The sequence below is a fragment of the Pseudomonas sp. QTF5 genome, from assembly GCF_000512695.2.
Taxonomy (GTDB): Bacteria; Pseudomonadota; Gammaproteobacteria; order Pseudomonadales; family Pseudomonadaceae; genus Aquipseudomonas.
In genome coordinates this window covers 24,197-43,010 of the sequence record NZ_AZRW02000025.1, presented here as the reverse complement: position 1 = coordinate 43,010, position 18,814 = coordinate 24,197, and the positions used below count along the sequence as shown (strand labels likewise).

Sequence of the window (18,814 nt, the reverse complement as noted above, 5' to 3'; positions counted from 1 at the left end):
AGTACATCCATGCTGGTCTTACGCCCGGTGGAGTTAACCGACCTGCCCCAGTTGCAACAACTGGCGCGCGACAGTCTGGTGGGGGTCACGTCCTTGCCGGACGACACCGAACAGTTGCGCAAGAAAATTTTCGACTCCAGCGCTTCATTCGAAAAAGACGCCCGGGGTCCTGGCCCGGAGAACTATTTCTTCGTGCTGGAAAATCTCACGACTCGCCGTCTGGTCGGCTGCTCGGAAATCCTCGCCACCGCAGGGTTCAACGAGCCGTTCTACAGTTTGCGCAACCGCCATTTCACCAGCGCTTCACGGGAGCTGAACATCGAGCACGGGGTGCCGGCGTTGTCGTTGTGCCACGACCTCACTGGTCATACTTTGCTGCGCGGCTTCCACATCGATACAACGCTGGAACGCACGCAGTTCTCCGAATTGCTGTCCCGGGCGCGACTGCTGTTCATTGCCGCCCACCAGGCGCGCTTTGCCGAAGCGGTGATCACCGAAATCGTTGGCTACAGCGACGAACAGGGCCAGTCACCGTTCTGGGATGCACTGGGCAAGCATTTCTTCGACCTGCCCTACGTCGAGGCCGAGCGGCTTTGCGGCCTGCAGAGCCGGACATTTCTCGCCGAACTGATGCCGCAATACCCGATCTACGTGCCAATGCTGCCGCCGGCTGCGCAGGAATGCATCGGCCGGATTCATCCGGATGGTCAGGAGGCCTTCGACATTCTTGAACGTGAAGGCTTCGAGACCAACAGCTACATCGACCTGTTCGACGGTGGCCCGACGTTGTACGCACGCACCTCGAACATTCGCTCCATCGCCCAAAGCCAGACCAGCACGGTGCACCCAGGCTCAGCCCTCGATGCCCGCGGTAGCCTGGTGAGCAACTACCTGGTGAGCAACGATTCGTTGAAGGACTACCGCGCCATCGTCGCCGAGTTGGACTATCGCGCCGGGCAACCTGTGGCCTTGAGCGTCGAGATGTGCGCGGCCCTGAATGTGACCGACGCCAGTGCGATCCGGTTGATCGCCCTGTGAGCCGCCACCGGCCCCATGCCCAACGACAGTGCCCGAACAGGCGCGAAGAAGGAGCTGCATCATGATTGTCCGCCCGGTTCAAGTCACCGACCTGCCCGCCTTGCTGGAACTGGTGCAACGGGCCGGCCCCGGCTTCACGACCCTGCCGGCCAACGAGGAGCGCCTGGCCCTGCGAGTGCGCTGGGCCCAGCGCACCTTTGCCGAACAGGTCGAGCGCGCAGACGCCGATTATCTGTTCGTGCTCGAAGACGACGATCAACAAGTGCTCGGCGTCAGTGCCCTGGCGGGCGCCGTCGGCCTGCGGGAGCCCTGGTACAATTACCGGGTCGGACTCACGGTCAGCTCGTCGCCGGACCTGGGTATTCAGCGCCAGATCCCCACGTTGTTCCTGAACAACGAAATGACTGGCCAATCGGAAATCTGTTCGCTGTTTCTGCGACACGATCAACGCCACGGCAATAATGGTCGATTGCTGTCGCTCGCGCGCCTGCTGTTCGTTGCCGAATTCCCTCACTTGTTCGGCGACAAGCTCATTGCCGAACTGCGTGGCAGTGCCGACGAACAAGGCTGCTCACCGTTCTGGGACAGCCTGGGCCGGCACTTTTTCAAGAAGGATTTCAGTCATGCCGATCATTTGTCGGGGTTAGGCAGCAAATCGTTCATCGCCGAGCTGATGCCACGCCAACCGCTCTACACCTGCCTGCTCACCGAACAGGCCCAAGCGGTGATCGGCAAGCCGCACCCGAACACCGAACCTGCGCTGAAGATCCTCACCGCCGAGGGGTTTGCCCATAAAGGTTACATCGATATCTTCGACGCCGGCCCGGTGATCGAAGCCCCGGTGTCGAGAATCCGCACGGTACGTGACAGCCAACGATTGGAGCTGGCCATCGGCACGCCCGACGACCAGGCGCCGGTGTGGCTGATCCACAACCGCCGCCTGGAAAACTGCCGCATCACCACTGCCCAGGGGCGGCTGGTCGGCAACAGCCTGATCGTCGACCGGCTCACTGCCAAACGCCTGCAACTGCAACCCGGCAACTCGGTCCGCGCCGTGCTACTGCGCAACCAACAGCAGCAGGCGGTGGCGGCGTGATTGTGTAGCAGCTGGCGAAGCCTGCGTTCGGTTCGGGCCGCGTTCGGACGTAGCAGTCGTAAACCTGCCAGTTCGGCCTTTCAGACTGATCACCAACCCTGCATGACTTCCGATCCGTGATGGCGAGTGCTTCGCACCCGAACGCAGCCTTCGGCAGCTGCTACAAGGGATCGCGTCGAAGCCAGGATTCATGTCAATCCAGCTCAAAAAGCGTCGCCCAGCGGCACCCGGTATACCGACCACTGCATGCCCCATGCAAATTCGTCATAATTGCTCACCCGCCCGCGTGATAGCCTTTTGTTCCTTCGGCGTTGACACTTTTGCTCAAGCCCTTCCATTCCTTTGTGTTGGTGGAACTCATATGCCCAGGCTATCTCATCAGGATTTACGCCGTAACTTCCGCCAACTGTTCGCTTCCAACGCCTGCTATCACACCGCCTCGGTCTTCGACCCCATGTCGGCACGCATCGCCGCCGATCTGGGTTTTGAAGTGGGGATCCTCGGTGGTTCGGTCGCGTCGTTGCAGGTGCTGGGCGCCCCGGACTTTGCGTTGATCACCCTTAGCGAGTTCGCCGAGCAGGCCACCCGCATCGGCCGCGTGGCCCAATTGCCGGTGATCGCCGACGCCGACCACGGCTATGGCAATGCGCTCAACGTCATGCGCACCATCGTCGAACTCGAACGCGCCGGCGTGGCTGCCCTGACTATCGAAGACACCCTGTTGCCGGCGCAATTCGGCCGCAAGTCCACCGACCTGATCACGGTTGCCGAAGGTGTCGGCAAGATTCGCGCGGCGCTCGAAGCCCGGGTCGACTCGGAAATGGCAATCATCGCCCGCACCAACGCGGGGATCCTGCCGATCCAGGAAATCATCAGCCGCACCCGGCATTACCAGCAGGCCGGTGCGGACGGGATTTGCATGGTGGGCGTGCAGGACTTCGATCAACTGGAGCAAATCGCCGAACACCTGAGCGTGCCGCTGATGCTGGTCACCTACGGCAACCCGCTGCTGCGTGACGACAAACGTCTGGCCGAACTGGGCGTGCGCATCACCATCGACGGCCATGGCGCTTACTTCGCGGCGATCAAAGCGACTTACGACAGCCTGCGCGAACAGCGGCAGATCTTTACTCAGGCATCGGACCTGAGCGCGACTGAACTGACGCATACGTACACGCAGCCTGAGGACTACATTCGTTGGGCGGAAGAGTTTATGAGCGTTAAAGAGTAATGGCCAAAAAGATCGCAGTCTGCGGCAGTTGCTACATTGGGATAACGTACACACTGTAGAGCTGCCGGAGGCTGCGATCTTTTGTTCTTTTGATCTTTTGCTATTTTTCTACACTGGGGTTTTGAACCCCTCCTCCCGCTGCAACGCCCGCGCCTGAATCACATCCAGCATCGCGCAACCTTCGCGCATCAGCAGATGCACCGCACGGGTAATACGGGTCAGATCACAGTCGGAAATATCTTTGAGGTTCAGGCTGGACAAGGTATCCGTCAGATCGCGAACCACGGTGAAGCGATGCGCGGCACAGGCGGCCATGTCGCTGAGTTCTTTGTGGGTGTTGATGAAGAGCACCGGATTTTCGGCGTCGTAGGTGTCGATGGGGAGGTAACGGGGCATGACTTGGTCGAACATAGGTATAACTCCAGGCTGAGCTACCACCGGTCGCGGCCAAGCGAAAGTAAGGTGGCAGCCGTGTGCGGGTTGGCCGACCGGTACCTGAAAGACCCGGCACACCCGAAGGTGTCCCGCGCACAGCTGCCATAACACGTTTGGCGCTGTTGCTTTTCAGATAATCGACCGGCCAAGGTCGTTCGCGGTCTTTTCCGCGAGCCCGAACTATAGGGGTCGATGCTGAAACGCGGCAATAGGGTACGTTGTAGGAAACGTCTTGGAAAGTTGTGCGCCGCGTAGTGGTCGTTCCACGCCCTGTGTGGGATTCTTGGCGAGCGATCTCAACATCTCGCTTGATACCGCTCAGCCTGGATCCTTGTTTTCTGAGGTTGCTTGATTTAGAGTCGGCCTATGCCAGTGACTAGGAGTATCTCCAGTCGCCAAATCTGGCCTCTACAGGTGTCTAGTCTCCGCTTTACGTTTATGTGCCTCTCTAGCAAAAGCTAAAGAGGCACATAAATAGTAAATATTTATTTGATTTTCGTAGCCCTCTCCCAGCCCCCGTCCTCTGATACACCTCAGCTCCCGAACATAAGCGCCCTACGTATTTCGCTTTCTCTGATTAGAAAAATTCGTCTGCACCTGCAAAAACCAGCACCGCCATCCGCTCCTCCCGCCAGAATCACTTCAAGACAATTCAACGCCGATCCATTAATTTCGTTTCTGAAAAACGCAGCTGATTGATCAAGCTATACGAATCGGACTATCAGAAATTTCCTACACCTTGAACCACTCAACGTCACCCCGACCGAAATCAGAAAAGTTCATTTCACTTTTATGGAAAGCATTGAATCTCGCTCTGCTTTACGGCATATTTTGTCAAAATCGTGTTCCTGTCACGATATCGGCTTGAGTTTAACTAATGAACAAAAGACCTATAAAAGATCTACTGGACGCTATGTACCAAGGCAAATTCGAATTCCCCGAACTTGACACTGGCGACATCAGCACACTTTACGAAACAAAAAAATATAACGACAGAGAACTCCACATACCAAACAAAAAACTAAAAACTTTTCACTCTTTTCTGAATCTTTTCTTGCTGGAATACTTACAGACAAACAAAGAAACTGTATTTTCGTATAGAAAAGGCGTCAACGCTGTAGATGCCGTATCCAAACATGCACACAGCAAATATTTTTTTCAAACAGACATAACCAATTTTTTCAACAGTATTGACACTAACCTAGTCACATTAACAATAGTTAACAGCGCTGATCGCTGCCCCATCTCCGAATAGACAACCACATTACAAATATTGTAAAAATATTAACCGTCAACGGCTCCGTACCGGTCGGATTTTCCACCTCCCCACCACTAAGCAATGCATGTTTATTCAACTTTGATAACAAACTACAAAAATACTGCTTTGATAACTCACTGACATTCTCCAGATATTCGGATGACATAATTATTTCATCCTTGGTTAAAGCACCACTACTTGAAGCTGAAAAATATGTCGCACAATGCTTATCCGAGCACACAGACAACAAGCTTTCAATCAACACAACAAAAAGCAAGCATACTCAGACCGGAAACAAAATAAAATTATTGGGAATGGTGATTCTACCCAATGGAAAAGTTTCAATAGATATAAAATTCAAAAAAGACACAGAAGTCAAATTACATTACTACCTTACAGACAAAGAAAAATTTACCGCGATAACAGGATCAGACTTCGATAACGCTATTGAAAAAATCTCAGGACAGCTAAACTACTTCAACACCGTTGATCCGGACTATCTCGACAAACTAAGAAAAAAATATGGTGCCACCATAGTGGATATGTTCCTTCATAAATCGGACAAGCTATGATGCAGCTGTCAGTCGAGCTAAAAAATATACAGCATGTCAAAAATATGACATTCAGCTTAGATTTGAACCAAAATAAACTTACATGTCTTGTAGGTAAGAATGGTGTAGGCAAAACAACACTTATAAAATCCATTCTTAATTTTCGTTCGGCTGACACATTCTCCAAAACGACGTCCTCTGGCGTTTTCAAAACCGACAGTGAAGTTGTTTACAAACTTGGAACTAATGAATTCGTATTCAGTTATGACGGATCAATCAATAGTCTTAACTGCAAATCCGCCATCCCTGACAACATCAAAAACACTATCGACGTTGAACTTCCGATGCCATTCGGACAACGCTTTAATCATTTCCAAAGTACCAGCTCTGCAGACAAAGACATAAGAACGGCTATTATTCTTGGTCAACACACTCGCCCTTCCGAGCTAATCGAATTCCTTGGTGATATTTATTCCAGCAATAAATTTGAAAACCTAGTTGAGATAAAAGTAAAAAACACAAAATATTACTGCATCCCTCTTGACGGGGACAGATACGTAAGAGAAGACCACCTAAGTTCTGGAGAGTTTTTCTTAATTAGCCTATACAGAAAGATCACCAGCCGTTGCAAATTAATAGTCATCGACGAAATAGATATTTCTCTAGATGCAGCCGCACAGGCTCACCTAGTCAGAAGATTACGCATATTCTGCGAAACTTATTTCGTGAACATAGTATGCACAACTCACTCACTTGCTTTAATGAGAACACTTAAAGACTCTGAACTATTCTACATGACCAACACCGATGGTGAGGGAGACGTTACACCCGCCTCATACAACTACATAAAAAGCATAATGTTTGGTTTCTCAGGATGGGACAAATACATCCTGACTGAAGATGACATGCTAAAAAACTTTCTTGACTTTATAATTGCAAAATACTGCCCTACAAATTTCTCCCAATACAAAATCGTACCAATCGGCGGNAAATGTAATATCAATATTAGATGGCGACCAAGAGATAAACAAACACATAAGAAATTGCCCAGGCACTTATTTTTTACCTTTTGAAAGCGTAGAGAAAAAAATCTACGCAGATCATAAAATTTTGAAATTTTTGCCAGAATTCAAATGCACAGAAACAATCACCACAGACAAACACTTCTACAAGAAAATCATAGAAAGCGAAGTCATCAATGACCCTCAAATATTCGAATATCTTTGCACCGAAGCGGAGCAAGGCGTAACTGGTCTCAGTCAAACAATCTCATACTTCCTAGCTCAAAAACAAGATTAGATCAACTCACCATTCGAACACATAGCAAACAACAAGCCTATCAACGCTTACCCGACACTACAATTAAGCTCAAGCATAATATGCTTGAGCTTAATTGTATTAGTTCCGCTAATTTATACGTTACCTTTTACTGGTCAACTCCATAATCATCCGCGACAGCAGATAAATCCTCGGTGCCACGCTTTCGACTTCGGCATATTCCTCGGGCGTATGGATATTCCCGCCGACAATCCCGAACCCGTCCAGCGTCGGTGTACCAACCCCTGCCGAGAGGCTGGCATCTGCCGCCCCGCCGCTGCCTTCTTCCGTCAGCTTGCGGCCGATTTCGCCGTATATCTCCTGGGCCATGGCCATCAAGCGATCCGACTCCGCCGTTTGCGGCATCGGCGGCAAGCCGCGTTTAAGGGTAGTGGTCACTTCCGTTTCGGCAATCAGTTTGTCCTTCGAGACCCGTGTCAGGTCCTTTTCGATCCGGTCGAACTCTTCCGGCACCGCTGCCCGCACGTCAGCCTTGGCGGTGGCCTGATCCGGAATCACATTGGTGCGGTCCCCAGCGTTAAGCACGGTGAAGTTGATGGTGGTTTTCTTTTCTGCATCGCCCAGTTTGCCGAGTTGCAGAATCTGGTGCGCGGCTTCCATCGCAGCGTTACGCCCCAGCTCCGGCGCGACGCCGGCGTGGGATGCCTTGCCTTTGACCTCGACCACCGCGGTGGCGCTGCCTTTACGCCACACCACCAGGCCATCGGCCGGGCGGCCCGGTTCGAGGTTGAGGGTCACGTCGTGGGCCTTGGCGGTTTTCTTGATCAGGTCGGTGGCGACGTCTGAACCGGTTTCTTCGCTGGCGTCGAGCAGGAAGGTGATCTGCGCATAGTCCGTGAAGTCGAGGTTTTTCAGGACTTTCAGCGCGTAGATCCCGGCGACGATGCCGCCCTTGTCGTCCATCACGCCCGGCCCGTATGCGCGACCGTCCTTGATCTGGAACGGGCGCGCGGCGGCCGAGCCTTCCTTGAACACAGTGTCCATGTGCGCCATCAGCAGGATTTTCGCCTTGCCGGTGCCTTTGAGGGTGGCCAATACATGGTTGCTTTTGTCCGGGGTGTTGGGCACGAGTTCGATGGTGGCACCGAGTTTCTTCAACTCTTCGATGGCGATGTCACTGACTTGGGTCAGGCCTGGTTCATAGCCGGAACCGGAGTCAATATTCACCAGCCGTTCCAGCAGTTTCAGGGCTTCGCCCTTGTACTGTTCGGCATCGGCGAGGACTTGTTTGTGGGGTTCGGCGAAGGCTGCGGGGGTGAAGGTGCCGAGGGCGAGTGTCAGGCCGAGGCTGGTGGCCAGGAGGGAGCGAGGGAGCTTGAACGTCATGAATCAATCCTTGTTTCGTGTCGGGGGTCAAAAATACCCTACCTGACTACGACGCAAGGCTCTACACCGGATGCGACCTGCACAAACCTGAATGACCATACATCCCCAGTGGAGCGGGCTTGCCCGCGATCCGGTTGCGCAGTAAGCGGCCATCCACTGCTTATCTCGGGATCAGAGCCCCCGGCACTTGAATCACCCGACTCGCCAACCGATGCCCGGCCGCGGCAGCCTCAACCGGGCTGCCACCCTTGAGCCGACAAGCCAAATACGCCGCGCTGAACGAATCCCCCGCCGCCGTGGTATCCACCACCCGTTCGACCACTTGCGCCGGCGCTTCGAACGACTCACCGTCACAGCGAATCAGGTAGACCGCAGTGTTCAGGGTGTCGCCGCCGAAGCTTTGTTGCAGCGTGCCATCGGCGCGCTGTTGCAATTCGATCATGCACTCGCCAATCAGGGCGATGCGCGGGGTGTTGGGGCCCAGGGTGTTGATGCTGTTCATTGATGTGGTGTCTCTGGTGTTTCGGTGGTGTCTGGGTGGGCGCCTCGGTTCCGAACCTTAAAAACAGGTTTCCATGGTTTCGATGACATTCAACTGCTCATCCACCAGACACCCAACGCGCCACTTGTCGAACGTCAGGCACGGGTGCGAAGTACCGAACGAAATGATATCGCCCACCCGCAATTCAACCCCCGGTGCCACGGTCATGAACGCATGCTGGTCCATCACCGCCGTCACTTTGCAGGCACTCACATCATCGCCGACCGCGGGCACCACACCCGCCTTGTAACGCAGCAGCGGCACCGGCAAACCGGCGTCGTAGGCCACGTCACGCTTGCCCAGGGCGATCACCGCAAAACCCGGCTCCGGCAACGACTGCACATGCGCCCAGACTTCCAGCGCCGGGCGCAAACCTTCATGCAGGTCGCTGCGACGGTCGAGCACGCAGCATTGCGCTTCTTTGTAGATGCCATGGTCGTGGGCCACGTAACTGCCGGGGCGCAACACGCTGAGGAAACGCCCACCGGCGTTCTGCGCTTCGAAGGATTCGGCAATCAAGTCGTACCAGGCCGAACCCGAAGCGGTGATGATCGGCTTGGCAATGGCGAACGCACCGCTGTCCTGCAACTGCACCGCCAGACGCACCAGTGAATCGGCAAAATCGCGAATACCAGTCACCGCGTGATCGCCGTGAATCACCCCTTCGTAACCCTCGATCCCGGTCAGCGCCAACGCCGGTTGCGCCGCGATAGCCTTGGCCAGCGCCAGTACTTCGGCTTCGGTGCGGCAACCGCAACGACCGCCGACCACGCCGTACTCGATCATCACATTCAGGCGCACACCGCACGAGGCGAAAAACGCGCCGAGGTCCGCGACGTTATCCGGGTGATCGACCATGCAATAGAAATCGAAGCTCGGATCTGCCAACAGATCGGCGATCAGCGCCATGTTCGGCGTGCCGACCAATTGGTTGGCCATCAGCACCCGGTGCACACCATGGGCGTAAGCCGCGCGGGTTTGCGTGGCACTGGCCAAGGTGATGCCCCAGGCACCGGCGTCCAGTTGGCGACGAAACAGCGCCGGGGTCATGCTGGTTTTACCGTGGGGCGCCAGTTCCGCGCCGCTGTGGCTGACGAAGTCCTGCATCCAGCGAATGTTGTGTTCCAGCGCATCGCGGTGCAGCACCAGCGCCGGCAGGCTGACGTCACGCACCAGATTGGCGCCAGTGTGGGCAAAGCCCTTTTCCATGGAGGCAATATTTTTGGCAGAAGACATGGTCGAACTCCTCACACACGCGACCGCAAGCAGCCGCTGTTATTCGTTGATACGCCGGGCGAGGCTATTGGCGCTGTCGATCAGCACCCGGCGATAGTCGTTGTAATTGTTCTTCGCATCGGTCCGAGGAAGTACAACTGACGGCCGAGGTACATGACCGTCCTTGCCCACGGGTTCGAGGATGCGTCGCTCCAATAAGGAGGCGACCAGTTCGTAGACCGTGGACTTCGGGCTGCCGATGCCACTGGCGATTTCATTCGGGCGCAGGGGCTGGCCGATTTCCTTGAGAAAATCGAGAATGTCGAACGCCCGGTCCAGACCTCGAGCCCGGCGCTTGATGGTGTCTTCGGTCATATCAGTGGTTCCCATTAATATGCCGGGAGTTTACCCAGAGTGCTGCGGCGACTGTTAGGCCGCCATCGCGGCATGGGTATCTACACATCTCTTGAGCTACAGATTCACTGCCGGGGCTTGGTGTTGGGAGTACATATCCATTTCTGCGGCCGTTACCGCAGAAACGGATATGTACACCATCAAACTCGGGAAGATGTGTAGATACCCATGGCCATCGCGGGCAAGCCACGCTCCCACAGGTTCTCATCATCCGTAGGAGCGAGGCTTGCCCGCGAAGAAGCCGCCGCAATTCTCAGGCCTTTTTCTTGTACGCGACGCAATCAATCTCAACCTTGCAATCGACCATCATGCTCGCCTGTACGCAGGCCCTCGCCGGGGCGTGTTCGCTTTTGAAGTACTCGGAAAATACCTTATTGAAACTCCAGAAATCCCGCGGGTCTTCCAGCCACACGCCGGTACGGACCACGTCTTCCAGACCGTAACCGGCTTCTTCCAGGATCGCGATCAGGTTTTTCATGGTCTGGTGAGTCTGCTCGACAATCCCGCCCGCGATAATTTCGCCGTCCACCGCCGGCACCTGGCCGGACACGTGCAGCCAGCCATCGGCTTCGACGGCGCGGGCGAAAGGACGGGGCTGGCCGCCACCGGCGGTGCTGCCGGTGCCGTAACGAGTAATGCTCATGAGTGTTTCTCCTGATTGAAAAAGTTAAAAACGAGCGTTCTTGAGAAATTCCGCCAGACGCGGCGATTGCGGGCGTTCGAACAGTTCCTTGGGTGGCCCCTGTTCTTCGATCCGCCCCTGATTCATGAACACGATTTTGTCCGACACCTCGAAGCCAAAACGCATTTCGTGAGTCACCAGCAGCAAAGACCCGCCAGGCTGTTTATCGTCCGGCAAAGCGCAACCGCGACAACATGCGCAGATCGCCCTCGAGGTAATAATCATCGGTCCAGCTGTCATCCGGAGCCAACGGCCGGACCTGCTTGAGCGAGAGTTTTTTTGCGAAGTAGCGGAACCGGTAATGCTCGTAAAAGCGCAGCAGTTCCAGCCCATAACGATCGGCCAGGTCGGTGTCGCCACGGATGATCAGGTAATTCTCGTCATTGCCGTTACTGGCCACTTCACTGAGGTTGTGGCTGCCGCTGATGATCGTCGGTGAGTCGCTGGTGAAGTCGACGACGATGGCTTTGGTGTGCACCAGCAGGTTGCCCTTCTGGCCTTTCATGTTTTCCTTGAGCCAGCCTTCCAGGCCGGTGTTGAGCAGTGCGGTGGCGGCAAATTGGGCGGTGCGGTCGGCGTGGAAACCGGTGATGCGGCTGACGGTGTTTTGCAGGCCGTAACGCAAGATGTCGTCGTGGGGCTGGCCGAGCAAGGCGTTGAGCACTTCGTCCGGCAAGGCAAAGGCCGTGACAAACAGCAGGTCTTTTTTCGCTGACTCGATGATTTCGACGAACTCACGCAAGTCGCCCTGGTCCGAACGCGGTGAGAAGCCGGCGAATAATGCCTGGTCCGGCTGCATCGGATTGTTTTCCGTGAGCCATTCCCGGGTGGCACCGACGTCCGCCGGCGCGGCCCAGACCTGCTCGAAGGTTTGCAGATAGCTGGCGCCGACCTGAGCATCATCCAGCACATGCACCACGTTGGCCTGACGATAAACGCCGTTGGCGGTGAAATTGGTGCTGCCACAGAGTACCGCTTCGGGCTGATGCTGCCCCGCCGCGTCGAGCCGACTCAGGACCATGAACTTATTGTGAAAGATGTTGTGGGTGACCCGCCCGCGCTTGTTCGCCGCCGGGATTTTTTCCAGGCTGGCTTCGTTCAGCGCCGTGGTGTCTTCGTCCGGTTGGGCGTGGTACAGAACCCGAACCTTTACGCCTCGCTCGAAAGCGGCGTTCACCGCATCGACGATCACCTTCAGCTGGTATTCATAGATCGCGATGTCCAGCGCCCACTGACCATCCTCGGCCCGTTCGATAAACCCCAGCAAGCGTGCGAGCAGGCCATTTTCCAGCCATTGTCGCGGGGCGTCGGGCCATTCTTCGATGGGCAGTTTCTTGTTGGCGCTGAGCAGCGCATCAACGTCGGCGAACTTTCGCTGGAACGCCTGACTGGCGGCAACCGCCCGGTTGAAGATGACGTTCTGGCCCGCTGGCAGGCCATTGTCCGTGCTGATCGTCACCTCCAGGAACTCACCCAGCTGCGGCGCATCGGCGGTGCCGTAGGCCAGGTGAACCCGATAATGGATCGTCACACCTGGATTGACCGCGTAATCGGCCCAGCGAAATTTCTGCAACGGCGCGAGATCGCTGGGGGTGGCGCGATACTGGGGAAACGTATGAGCCTTGCCGGGGAAGGTCAGGCTGTTGAACAGAAACAGCCACGGTTTGCTGCCTTGCTGTTTCTCGATGGCGAAACCCAGCAGGCCTTTGCGGCGGGGTTCGGCCACGTCGATGGCCAGCAGCACGCCGTTGGTGCCCGCGTAGACTTTGACGCGAAAATCGTCCTGATCATTGCGGGCTAGAACACGCATGGGTCACTCCTGTGAATGGCTTGCTTACAGCAGCATAGGACAGCGATGTAGATGAACTGCGATTATCCGATTCCGAGGTGATGCCATCGCGAGCAGGCTCGCTCCCACCCACCCCTTCAAGTCTAAACATACAAGCGAGCCTGCTCGCGATGGGGCCAACACTGTCAGCACAAAATTCAACCTGAAATCAGCTCATCGATATGTCGATAATCAACCTGCAGCTGTGCTGCCAACACCTTTGCCCGGCCAAGATGAATCGGACCGCGCTCGATGTCGATCAGCAACCCCGGGCAATCCAGCGCCGGCAACGTTGACCATTCCTTCAGCCGTCCATCGGTCACCAGCAGCAGCCGTTGCTGCTCTGCCGGAAAGCGCTTTTGCCGCGCCGCCAGCCAACGCCCCGCTTCGCCCAGCGCCGCCAGAATCGGCGTACCGCCGCCGGCACCAAGCCCTTCGAGCCAGTCGCGCAAGCCCGCAGAGGCTTTCAACCCTTGCACCTGCCACTTCGGCACATAGCCGCTGGCCATCAGCAAAGCCAAGCGCGCACGCTGTCGATAGGCATCGTCGAACAGTTGCGCCAGCAAGCCCTTGGCATCGCTCAATGCCTGATGACGTCGGGTCGAGGCCGAGGCGTCGACGATCACCAGCCATAATTCATGAGGACTGCGGGTGCGCAGGTGAAACCGCACATCGTCGCGTTGACGCGGTCGGCCATTGAGCAAGGTGCCGGGCCAATTGATCGATCCGCTCAGGGCTGCGTGACGCTTGCCCTGTTTACCGTGATCCAGCCGTCCTGCACGGGGTCTGGCATTCGCCCCCGCGTCTGATCGAGGGCGAATGCCTAGGGCTTTTTTGGCCAGCTCGGCACTTCACGTCGAACGCCGACAGGCAACGCCTGGGCGGGCATTTCGCCCCACTGACCCTGACCTTCGCTTGGGTTGGCGTTCTGGTTGGAGGGCGGCTGTGCTGCCGGGGATTGGTGTGGCGCCGGTGGCGAATGTTCGCGACGGCGATGGCGCAAGGCAAACTCGGCGACCGCGTCGATATCTTCTTCGCCAATGGCATTCGCTCCGCGCCAAGCCGCATGAGCCCGAGCTGCGCGTAGCCAGACCAGATCGGCCCGCAGACCATCGACGCCGGCAGCGAAGCAGCGCTCGGTGATCTGCGCCAGCGCGACATCGTCGAGGGGAATGCTCGCCAGTGCCGAGCGCGCCTTTTGGCAACGCTCGCGCAGTGCGTGTTGCTGGCTTTCCCACTCGGCGCAGAACCCTTGCGGGTCGCTGTCGAAATCCAGTCGACGACGGATGATCTGCCCCCGCTCGGCGGGTGCGGTATGGCCACTGAGGGCGACGTTCAGGCCAAAGCGGTCGAGCAATTGCGGGCGCAATTCGCCCTCTTCCGGATTCATGGTGCCGATCAGCACAAACTTCGCCGAATGCCGATGGGAAATCCCGTCGCGCTCGATCAGGTTGGTGCCACTGGCGGCCACGTCGAGCAGCAAGTCCACGAGGTGATCGGGCAGCAGATTGACTTCATCGACATACAAAACGCCGCCATCAGCCTTGGCCAGTACACCGGGAGAAAATTGCGCGCGGCCTTCGCTCAGGGCCGCGTCGAGGTCGAGGGTGCCCACCAGCCGTTCTTCGGTGGCGCCCAGGGGCAAGGTGACGAATTGACCGCTGGCCAACAGGTCCGCCAGGCCTCGGGCCAAGGTCGATTTGGCCATGCCCCGTGGCCCTTCGATCAACACGCCACCGATTTTCGGGTCGATGGCGGTCAGGTACAGCGCGAGCTTCAAGTCATCGGCGCCGACCACGGCGGAGAGCGGGAAATGGGGGGTGTCGGTCATTTTCAAATCTCAGTCATGGTCGGTGATCCATCAGCAAATATCACAGGCACCTTCATCCCTGTGGGAGCGGGCTTGCTCGCGAAGAGGGAGTGTCAGTCAACATTGATGTCGCCTGACACATCGCTTTCGCGAGCAAGCCCGCTCCCACAGGTTTAAGCGCACTAGCTGTCTTCTTCTATATCCAGCAACAAATTCTCCAGCGCCTCGCGGTACTCGCCCGGCTCTTTCCACATCCCCCGCTGCTGCGCCTCCAGCATGCGCTCGGTCATGTCGCGCAAGGCATGGGGATTGTGTTCGCGGACAAACTCCCGGGTCGCCGGATCGAGCAAATAAGCGTCCGCCAGCAACGCATATTGGTGATCGTCGATCAACTGCGTGGTGGCGTCGAACGCAAACAGGTTATCGATCGTCGCCGCCAGTTCGAACGCGCCTTTATAGCCATGGCGCTTGACCCCATCGATCCATTTCGGATTGGCCGCCCGGGAACGGATCACCCGGTTCAGCTCTTCCTTCAAGGTGCGGATCTTCGGCAAGTCCGGCTGACTGTGGTCGCCGTGATAACTGGCCGCCGCTTCACCGCTGAGGCTTTCGACGGCCGCCAGCATGCCACCCTGGAACTGGTAATAGTCGTTGGAATCGAGCAAGTCGTGTTCGCGGTTATCCTGGTTTTGCAGCACCGCCTGCACCTGGCTCAGACGCTGGGCGAATTGTTCGCGGGCGGCGGTGCCTTCATCGGCGCCGCCGTAAGCGTAGCCGCCCCAGTTCAGGTAAACCTCGGCCAGGTCTTCGCGGCTTTGCCACAAGCGACCGTCGATGGCGCCCTGCACGCCCGCTCCGTAAGCACCCGGCTTGGCGCCAAAGATGCGCCAGCCGGCCTGGCGTCGAGCCGCGTCTTCATCCAGACCGGATTCCAACAGCGCTTCCCGCTCGGCGCGGACCTTGGCCGCCAACGGGTTGAGATCGTCCGGTTCATCCAGCGCGGCGACCGCTTGCACAGCGGCGTCGAACAACCGGATCAGGTTGGCAAAGGCATCGCGGAAGAATCCGGAGACGCGCAAGGTCACGTCCACCCGTGGCCGGTCCAGCAGGCTCAACGGCAGAATCTCGAAGTCGTCGACCCGTTGACTGCCCGTCGCCCACACCGGTCGCACGCCCATCAGCGCCATGGCCTGGGCAATGTCATCGCCGCCGGTGCGCATGGTCGCGGTGCCCCAGACCGACAGGCCGAGCTGACGCAGGTGATCGCCGTGATCCTGCAAGTGCCGCTCAAGAATCAGGCTCGCGGATTGGAAGCCGATGCGCCACGCGGTGGTGGTCGGCAGGTTGCGCACGTCCACCGAATAGAAATTGCGCCCGGTGGGCAGGACGTCCAGACGGCCGCGACTCGGTGCGCCGCTAGGCCCGGCCGGGACGAATCGACCGCTGAGGGCGTCGAGCAGACCGCGCATTTCCGCTGGGCCGCAAGCGTCCAGGCGTGGGGCAACAACGTTGCGCAGGCTGTCGATGATCGCGCTCACATCCGACCAACCACCCTCCTGTGGGAGCGGGCTTGCTCGCGAAAGCGGTGTGTCAGGCAAATCCATGTCGACTGACACTCCGCTTTCGCGAGCAAGCCCGCTCCCACAGGGGACGGGTTGGGCTTGAGGCTGGTTCAACGTGTGCGAAATCAGTTGAGTGGCGAACAGTTCCAGGCGTTCACGGGTATCCCCGGCGGTGCGCCAGGATTCATCGTTAAGCGATTGCAGTTCCACGGGACGTGGTCCGGTCCACGGCTCGGACAACGCACAATCCAATGGATCAAACCCCAGTTCGAACGCCTTGGCCAAGGCCCGCAGCAAGCTCGATTGCGCCCCACGGCCGTCGCCGCGAGGAATACGCAGCAAGGCCAATAAGGTATCGATGCGCAACCGCCCGACCGGCGATTCGCCAAACACGTGCAGGCCATCGCGGATCTGCGACTCCTTCAAGTCGCACAGGTACGTGTCCAGACGCGGCAACCAGATCGCCGCATCGGCATCGCTGTCGAGCTTCTCGTCCAGTTGCAGTTCGCGGTCGATGTGTGTGTCGCGCACCAGTTGCAGAATGTCGCGCTGCAACTCTCGGGCGCGGCGCGGATCGAGCAATTGCGCTTCGTAATATTCGTCGGCCAGCAATTCGAGATTGCGCAGCGGACCGTAGGTTTCAGCGCGGGTCAGCGGCGGCATCAGGTGATCGATGATCACCGCTTGGGTGCGACGCTTGGCCTGGGCGCCCTCGCCCGGGTCGTTGACGATGAACGGATAGATGTTCGGCAGCGGCCCGAGCAATGCGTCTGGCCAGCAGTTTTCCGACAGCCCGACACCCTTGCCCGGCAGCCATTCGAGGTTGCCATGCTTGCCGACGTGGATCACGCCGTGAGCGCCGTAGGTGTTGCGCAACCAGAAGTAGAAAGCGAGATAGCCGTGGGGCGGCACCAGGTCCGGATCGTGATACACCGCGCTCGGGTCCACCTGATAACCCCGGGCCGGTTGAATGCCGACGAAAGTCAGGCCGAAGCGCAGACCGGCGATCATCATTCGTCCGCCACGGAACATTGGATCGTTTTCGGGCGAGCCCCAACGTTCCAGCACGGCTTGGCGATTGGCCTCTGGCAGCGCGTTGAACATCAGGTTGTAGTCGTCCAGCGCGAGGCTTTGATGGCAGGGACGCTGGTCAAGGGTGTCGAGGTCATTGCTGACGCCGCCGAGCAATTGCTGGATCAATGCGGTGCCGCTGTCCGGCAACTCGGCCGGCAACGGATAACCTTCGGCGTGCAGCGCGCGCAGGATGTTCAATGCCGCAGCCGGTGTGTCGAGACCCACTCCGTTGCCGATACGCCCATCGCGAGTCGGGTAGTTGGCGAGGATCAGGGCGATGCGTTTTTTGCCGTTGGGCACGCGCGCCAGATCGATCCAGCGCCGCGCCAGTTCGGCGACAAAATCCATGCGCTCAGGTGCAGGCCGGTAGCAGACCACGTCGGACTGACTGCGCTCACTGCGCCAGGCCAGGTCCTTGAAACTGATCGGCCGGCTGATGATTCGCCCGTCAAGCTCCGGCAGTGCGATGTGCATCGCCAAGTCACGGGGACCAAGGCCCTGTTCGCTGGCGCGCCACCCCGGCTCGTTGTCCTGGGCGCAGATTGCCTGGATCACCGGGATACTGCGGCGGAACGGCCGCAAATGCGGTGCTTCAGGGCTGGACTGGGCGAAACCGGTGGTATTGAGAATCACCCCCGCCTCGACTTCATCCAGCAGGTCCTCTACCACCATCAGGCAGCCGGGTTCTTTCAAACTGGCCAGCGCAATCGGCAACGGATTCAACCCCGCCGCCTGCAAACGCAGGCAGAAAATATCGATGAAACCGGTGTTCGCCGCCTGCAAGTGCGAGCGGTAAAACAGCACCGCCGCCACTGGCTGATCAGCTTGCCAGTCGGCTTGCCAATCGCTCAGCTCAGCGGGGCTTTTTTGCGGGTGGTAAATCGCCGTGCGTGGCAGAGTTTTTGGCTCGGCCCACGCGTAATCGCGATCCAGCCAGCGATTGGCCAGACAGCGGAAAAAATCCAGGGCATTGCTCATGCCGCCCTGGCGTAAAAACTGCCAGAGCCGGTCGCGGTCTTGCGCGGTTACGGTGCTCAGGTCACTGAGTTCCGGGTCCGGGCGATCATCCCCCGGCACCAGAATCAGCTGCACCCCGCGCTCGGATAATTCCACCAGACGCTCAACGCCATAACGCCAATAGGCGATGCCGCCGTGCAGCGAGATCAGAATCACCTTGGCGTGGCGCAGCACTTCGTCGACGTAGAGATCGACCGAGGCGTGATTCTGCACCTGCATCGGGTTGGCCAGGCGCAGGCTCGGGTAATCCTCGGGCAACTGCTGCGCCGCTTCGGCGAGCAACGCCAGGCTGGAATCACCGCTGCACAGGATCACCAGCTCGGCGGGGGTTTGTCCAAGGTCGGCAATGTTGTCATCCGACACGAAACCGCCGGGCTGGGTCCTGAGCAGGTGCATGG

General features: G+C 57.7%; 13 protein-coding genes and 3 pseudogenes. 5 read left to right on the top strand and 11 right to left on the bottom strand.

Annotated elements, in window-relative coordinates; all coding sequences use genetic code 11:
• Positions 1-9 precede the first annotated feature (9 nt).
• The 3 genes from IC37_RS19105 to IC37_RS19095 all read left to right on the top strand — a co-directional run bounded on the left by IC37_RS19105 (position 10) and on the right by IC37_RS19095 (position 3,365).
• A complete protein-coding gene (locus IC37_RS19105) occupies positions 10-1,038 on the top strand; it encodes an arginine N-succinyltransferase (RefSeq protein ID WP_030129025.1) in 1,029 nt (342 codons plus the stop codon).
• A 61-nt stretch (positions 1,039-1,099) separates the two neighbouring features.
• Positions 1,100-2,134 carry an arginine N-succinyltransferase gene (gene astA / locus IC37_RS19100; protein WP_030129026.1) on the top strand — a complete coding sequence of 345 codons (1,035 nt, stop codon included), beginning with the start codon at positions 1,100-1,102 and terminating at the stop codon, positions 2,132-2,134.
• A gap of 361 nt (positions 2,135-2,495) precedes the next feature.
• Complete coding sequence (locus IC37_RS19095) at positions 2,496-3,365, top strand: oxaloacetate decarboxylase (RefSeq protein ID WP_030129027.1); 870 nt, start codon at positions 2,496-2,498, stop codon at positions 3,363-3,365.
• A 108-nt stretch (positions 3,366-3,473) separates the two neighbouring features.
• Here the strand turns inward: IC37_RS19095 and IC37_RS19090 are convergent, their stop codons facing one another.
• Positions 3,474-3,776 (bottom strand): hypothetical protein, encoded by a 303-nt coding sequence (locus tag IC37_RS19090; RefSeq protein WP_030129028.1) that lies wholly within the window; start codon positions 3,774-3,776, stop codon positions 3,474-3,476.
• Positions 3,777-5,036: 1,260 nt separating this feature from the next.
• Here IC37_RS19090 and IC37_RS30600 point away from each other — a divergent pair.
• Positions 5,037-5,630 carry a reverse transcriptase domain-containing protein gene (locus tag IC37_RS30600; protein ID WP_371916335.1) on the top strand — a complete coding sequence of 198 codons (594 nt, stop codon included), beginning with the start codon at positions 5,037-5,039 and terminating at the stop codon, positions 5,628-5,630.
• A pseudogene (locus IC37_RS19080) lies at positions 5,630-6,597 on the top strand (AAA family ATPase); the annotation flags it as partial. The gene IC37_RS30600 and the pseudogene IC37_RS19080, both read left to right, overlap by 1 nt.
• Before the next feature lie 431 nt (positions 6,598-7,028).
• Here the strand turns inward: IC37_RS19080 and IC37_RS19075 are convergent.
• The 10 genes and pseudogenes from IC37_RS19075 to cobN form a co-directional block, all read right to left on the bottom strand.
• Positions 7,029-8,273, bottom strand: coding sequence for a M20/M25/M40 family metallo-hydrolase (locus IC37_RS19075; protein WP_030129030.1), 1,245 nt, complete (start codon positions 8,271-8,273; stop codon positions 7,029-7,031).
• Positions 8,274-8,433: 160 nt separating this feature from the next.
• Entirely contained in the window at positions 8,434-8,775 is a 342-nt protein-coding gene (locus tag IC37_RS19070; protein ID WP_030129031.1) for a PfkB family carbohydrate kinase, read from the bottom strand.
• 57 nt (positions 8,776-8,832) lie between these two features.
• Positions 8,833-10,050, bottom strand: coding sequence for an amino acid deaminase (locus IC37_RS19065; protein WP_030129032.1), 1,218 nt, complete (start codon positions 10,048-10,050; stop codon positions 8,833-8,835).
• A 122-nt stretch (positions 10,051-10,172) separates the two neighbouring features.
• A pseudogene (locus IC37_RS19060) lies at positions 10,173-10,404 on the bottom strand (helix-turn-helix domain-containing protein); the annotation flags it as partial.
• Between the two features lie 292 nt (positions 10,405-10,696).
• Positions 10,697-11,086 carry a RidA family protein gene (locus tag IC37_RS19055; RefSeq protein ID WP_030129033.1) on the bottom strand — a complete coding sequence of 130 codons (390 nt, stop codon included), beginning with the start codon at positions 11,084-11,086 and terminating at the stop codon, positions 10,697-10,699.
• A 24-nt stretch (positions 11,087-11,110) separates the two neighbouring features.
• Positions 11,111-11,275: pseudogene (locus IC37_RS19050) on the bottom strand (amino acid ABC transporter ATP-binding protein); the annotation flags it as partial.
• Positions 11,276-11,288: 13 nt separating this feature from the next.
• Positions 11,289-12,935 carry a phospholipase D-like domain-containing protein gene (locus tag IC37_RS19045; protein WP_030129034.1) on the bottom strand — a complete coding sequence of 549 codons (1,647 nt, stop codon included), beginning with the start codon at positions 12,933-12,935 and terminating at the stop codon, positions 11,289-11,291.
• A gap of 176 nt (positions 12,936-13,111) precedes the next feature.
• A complete protein-coding gene (locus tag IC37_RS19040) occupies positions 13,112-13,657 on the bottom strand; it encodes a VWA domain-containing protein (protein WP_030129035.1) in 546 nt (181 codons plus the stop codon).
• A 119-nt stretch (positions 13,658-13,776) separates the two neighbouring features.
• Positions 13,777-14,784 carry an ATP-binding protein gene (locus IC37_RS19035; RefSeq protein ID WP_030129036.1) on the bottom strand — a complete coding sequence of 336 codons (1,008 nt, stop codon included), beginning with the start codon at positions 14,782-14,784 and terminating at the stop codon, positions 13,777-13,779.
• Between the two features lie 161 nt (positions 14,785-14,945).
• Positions 14,946-18,812, bottom strand: a complete 3,867-nt coding sequence (gene cobN, locus IC37_RS19025) for a cobaltochelatase subunit CobN (RefSeq protein WP_030129037.1) — start codon at positions 18,810-18,812, stop codon at positions 14,946-14,948.
• Positions 18,813-18,814 lie beyond the last annotated feature (2 nt).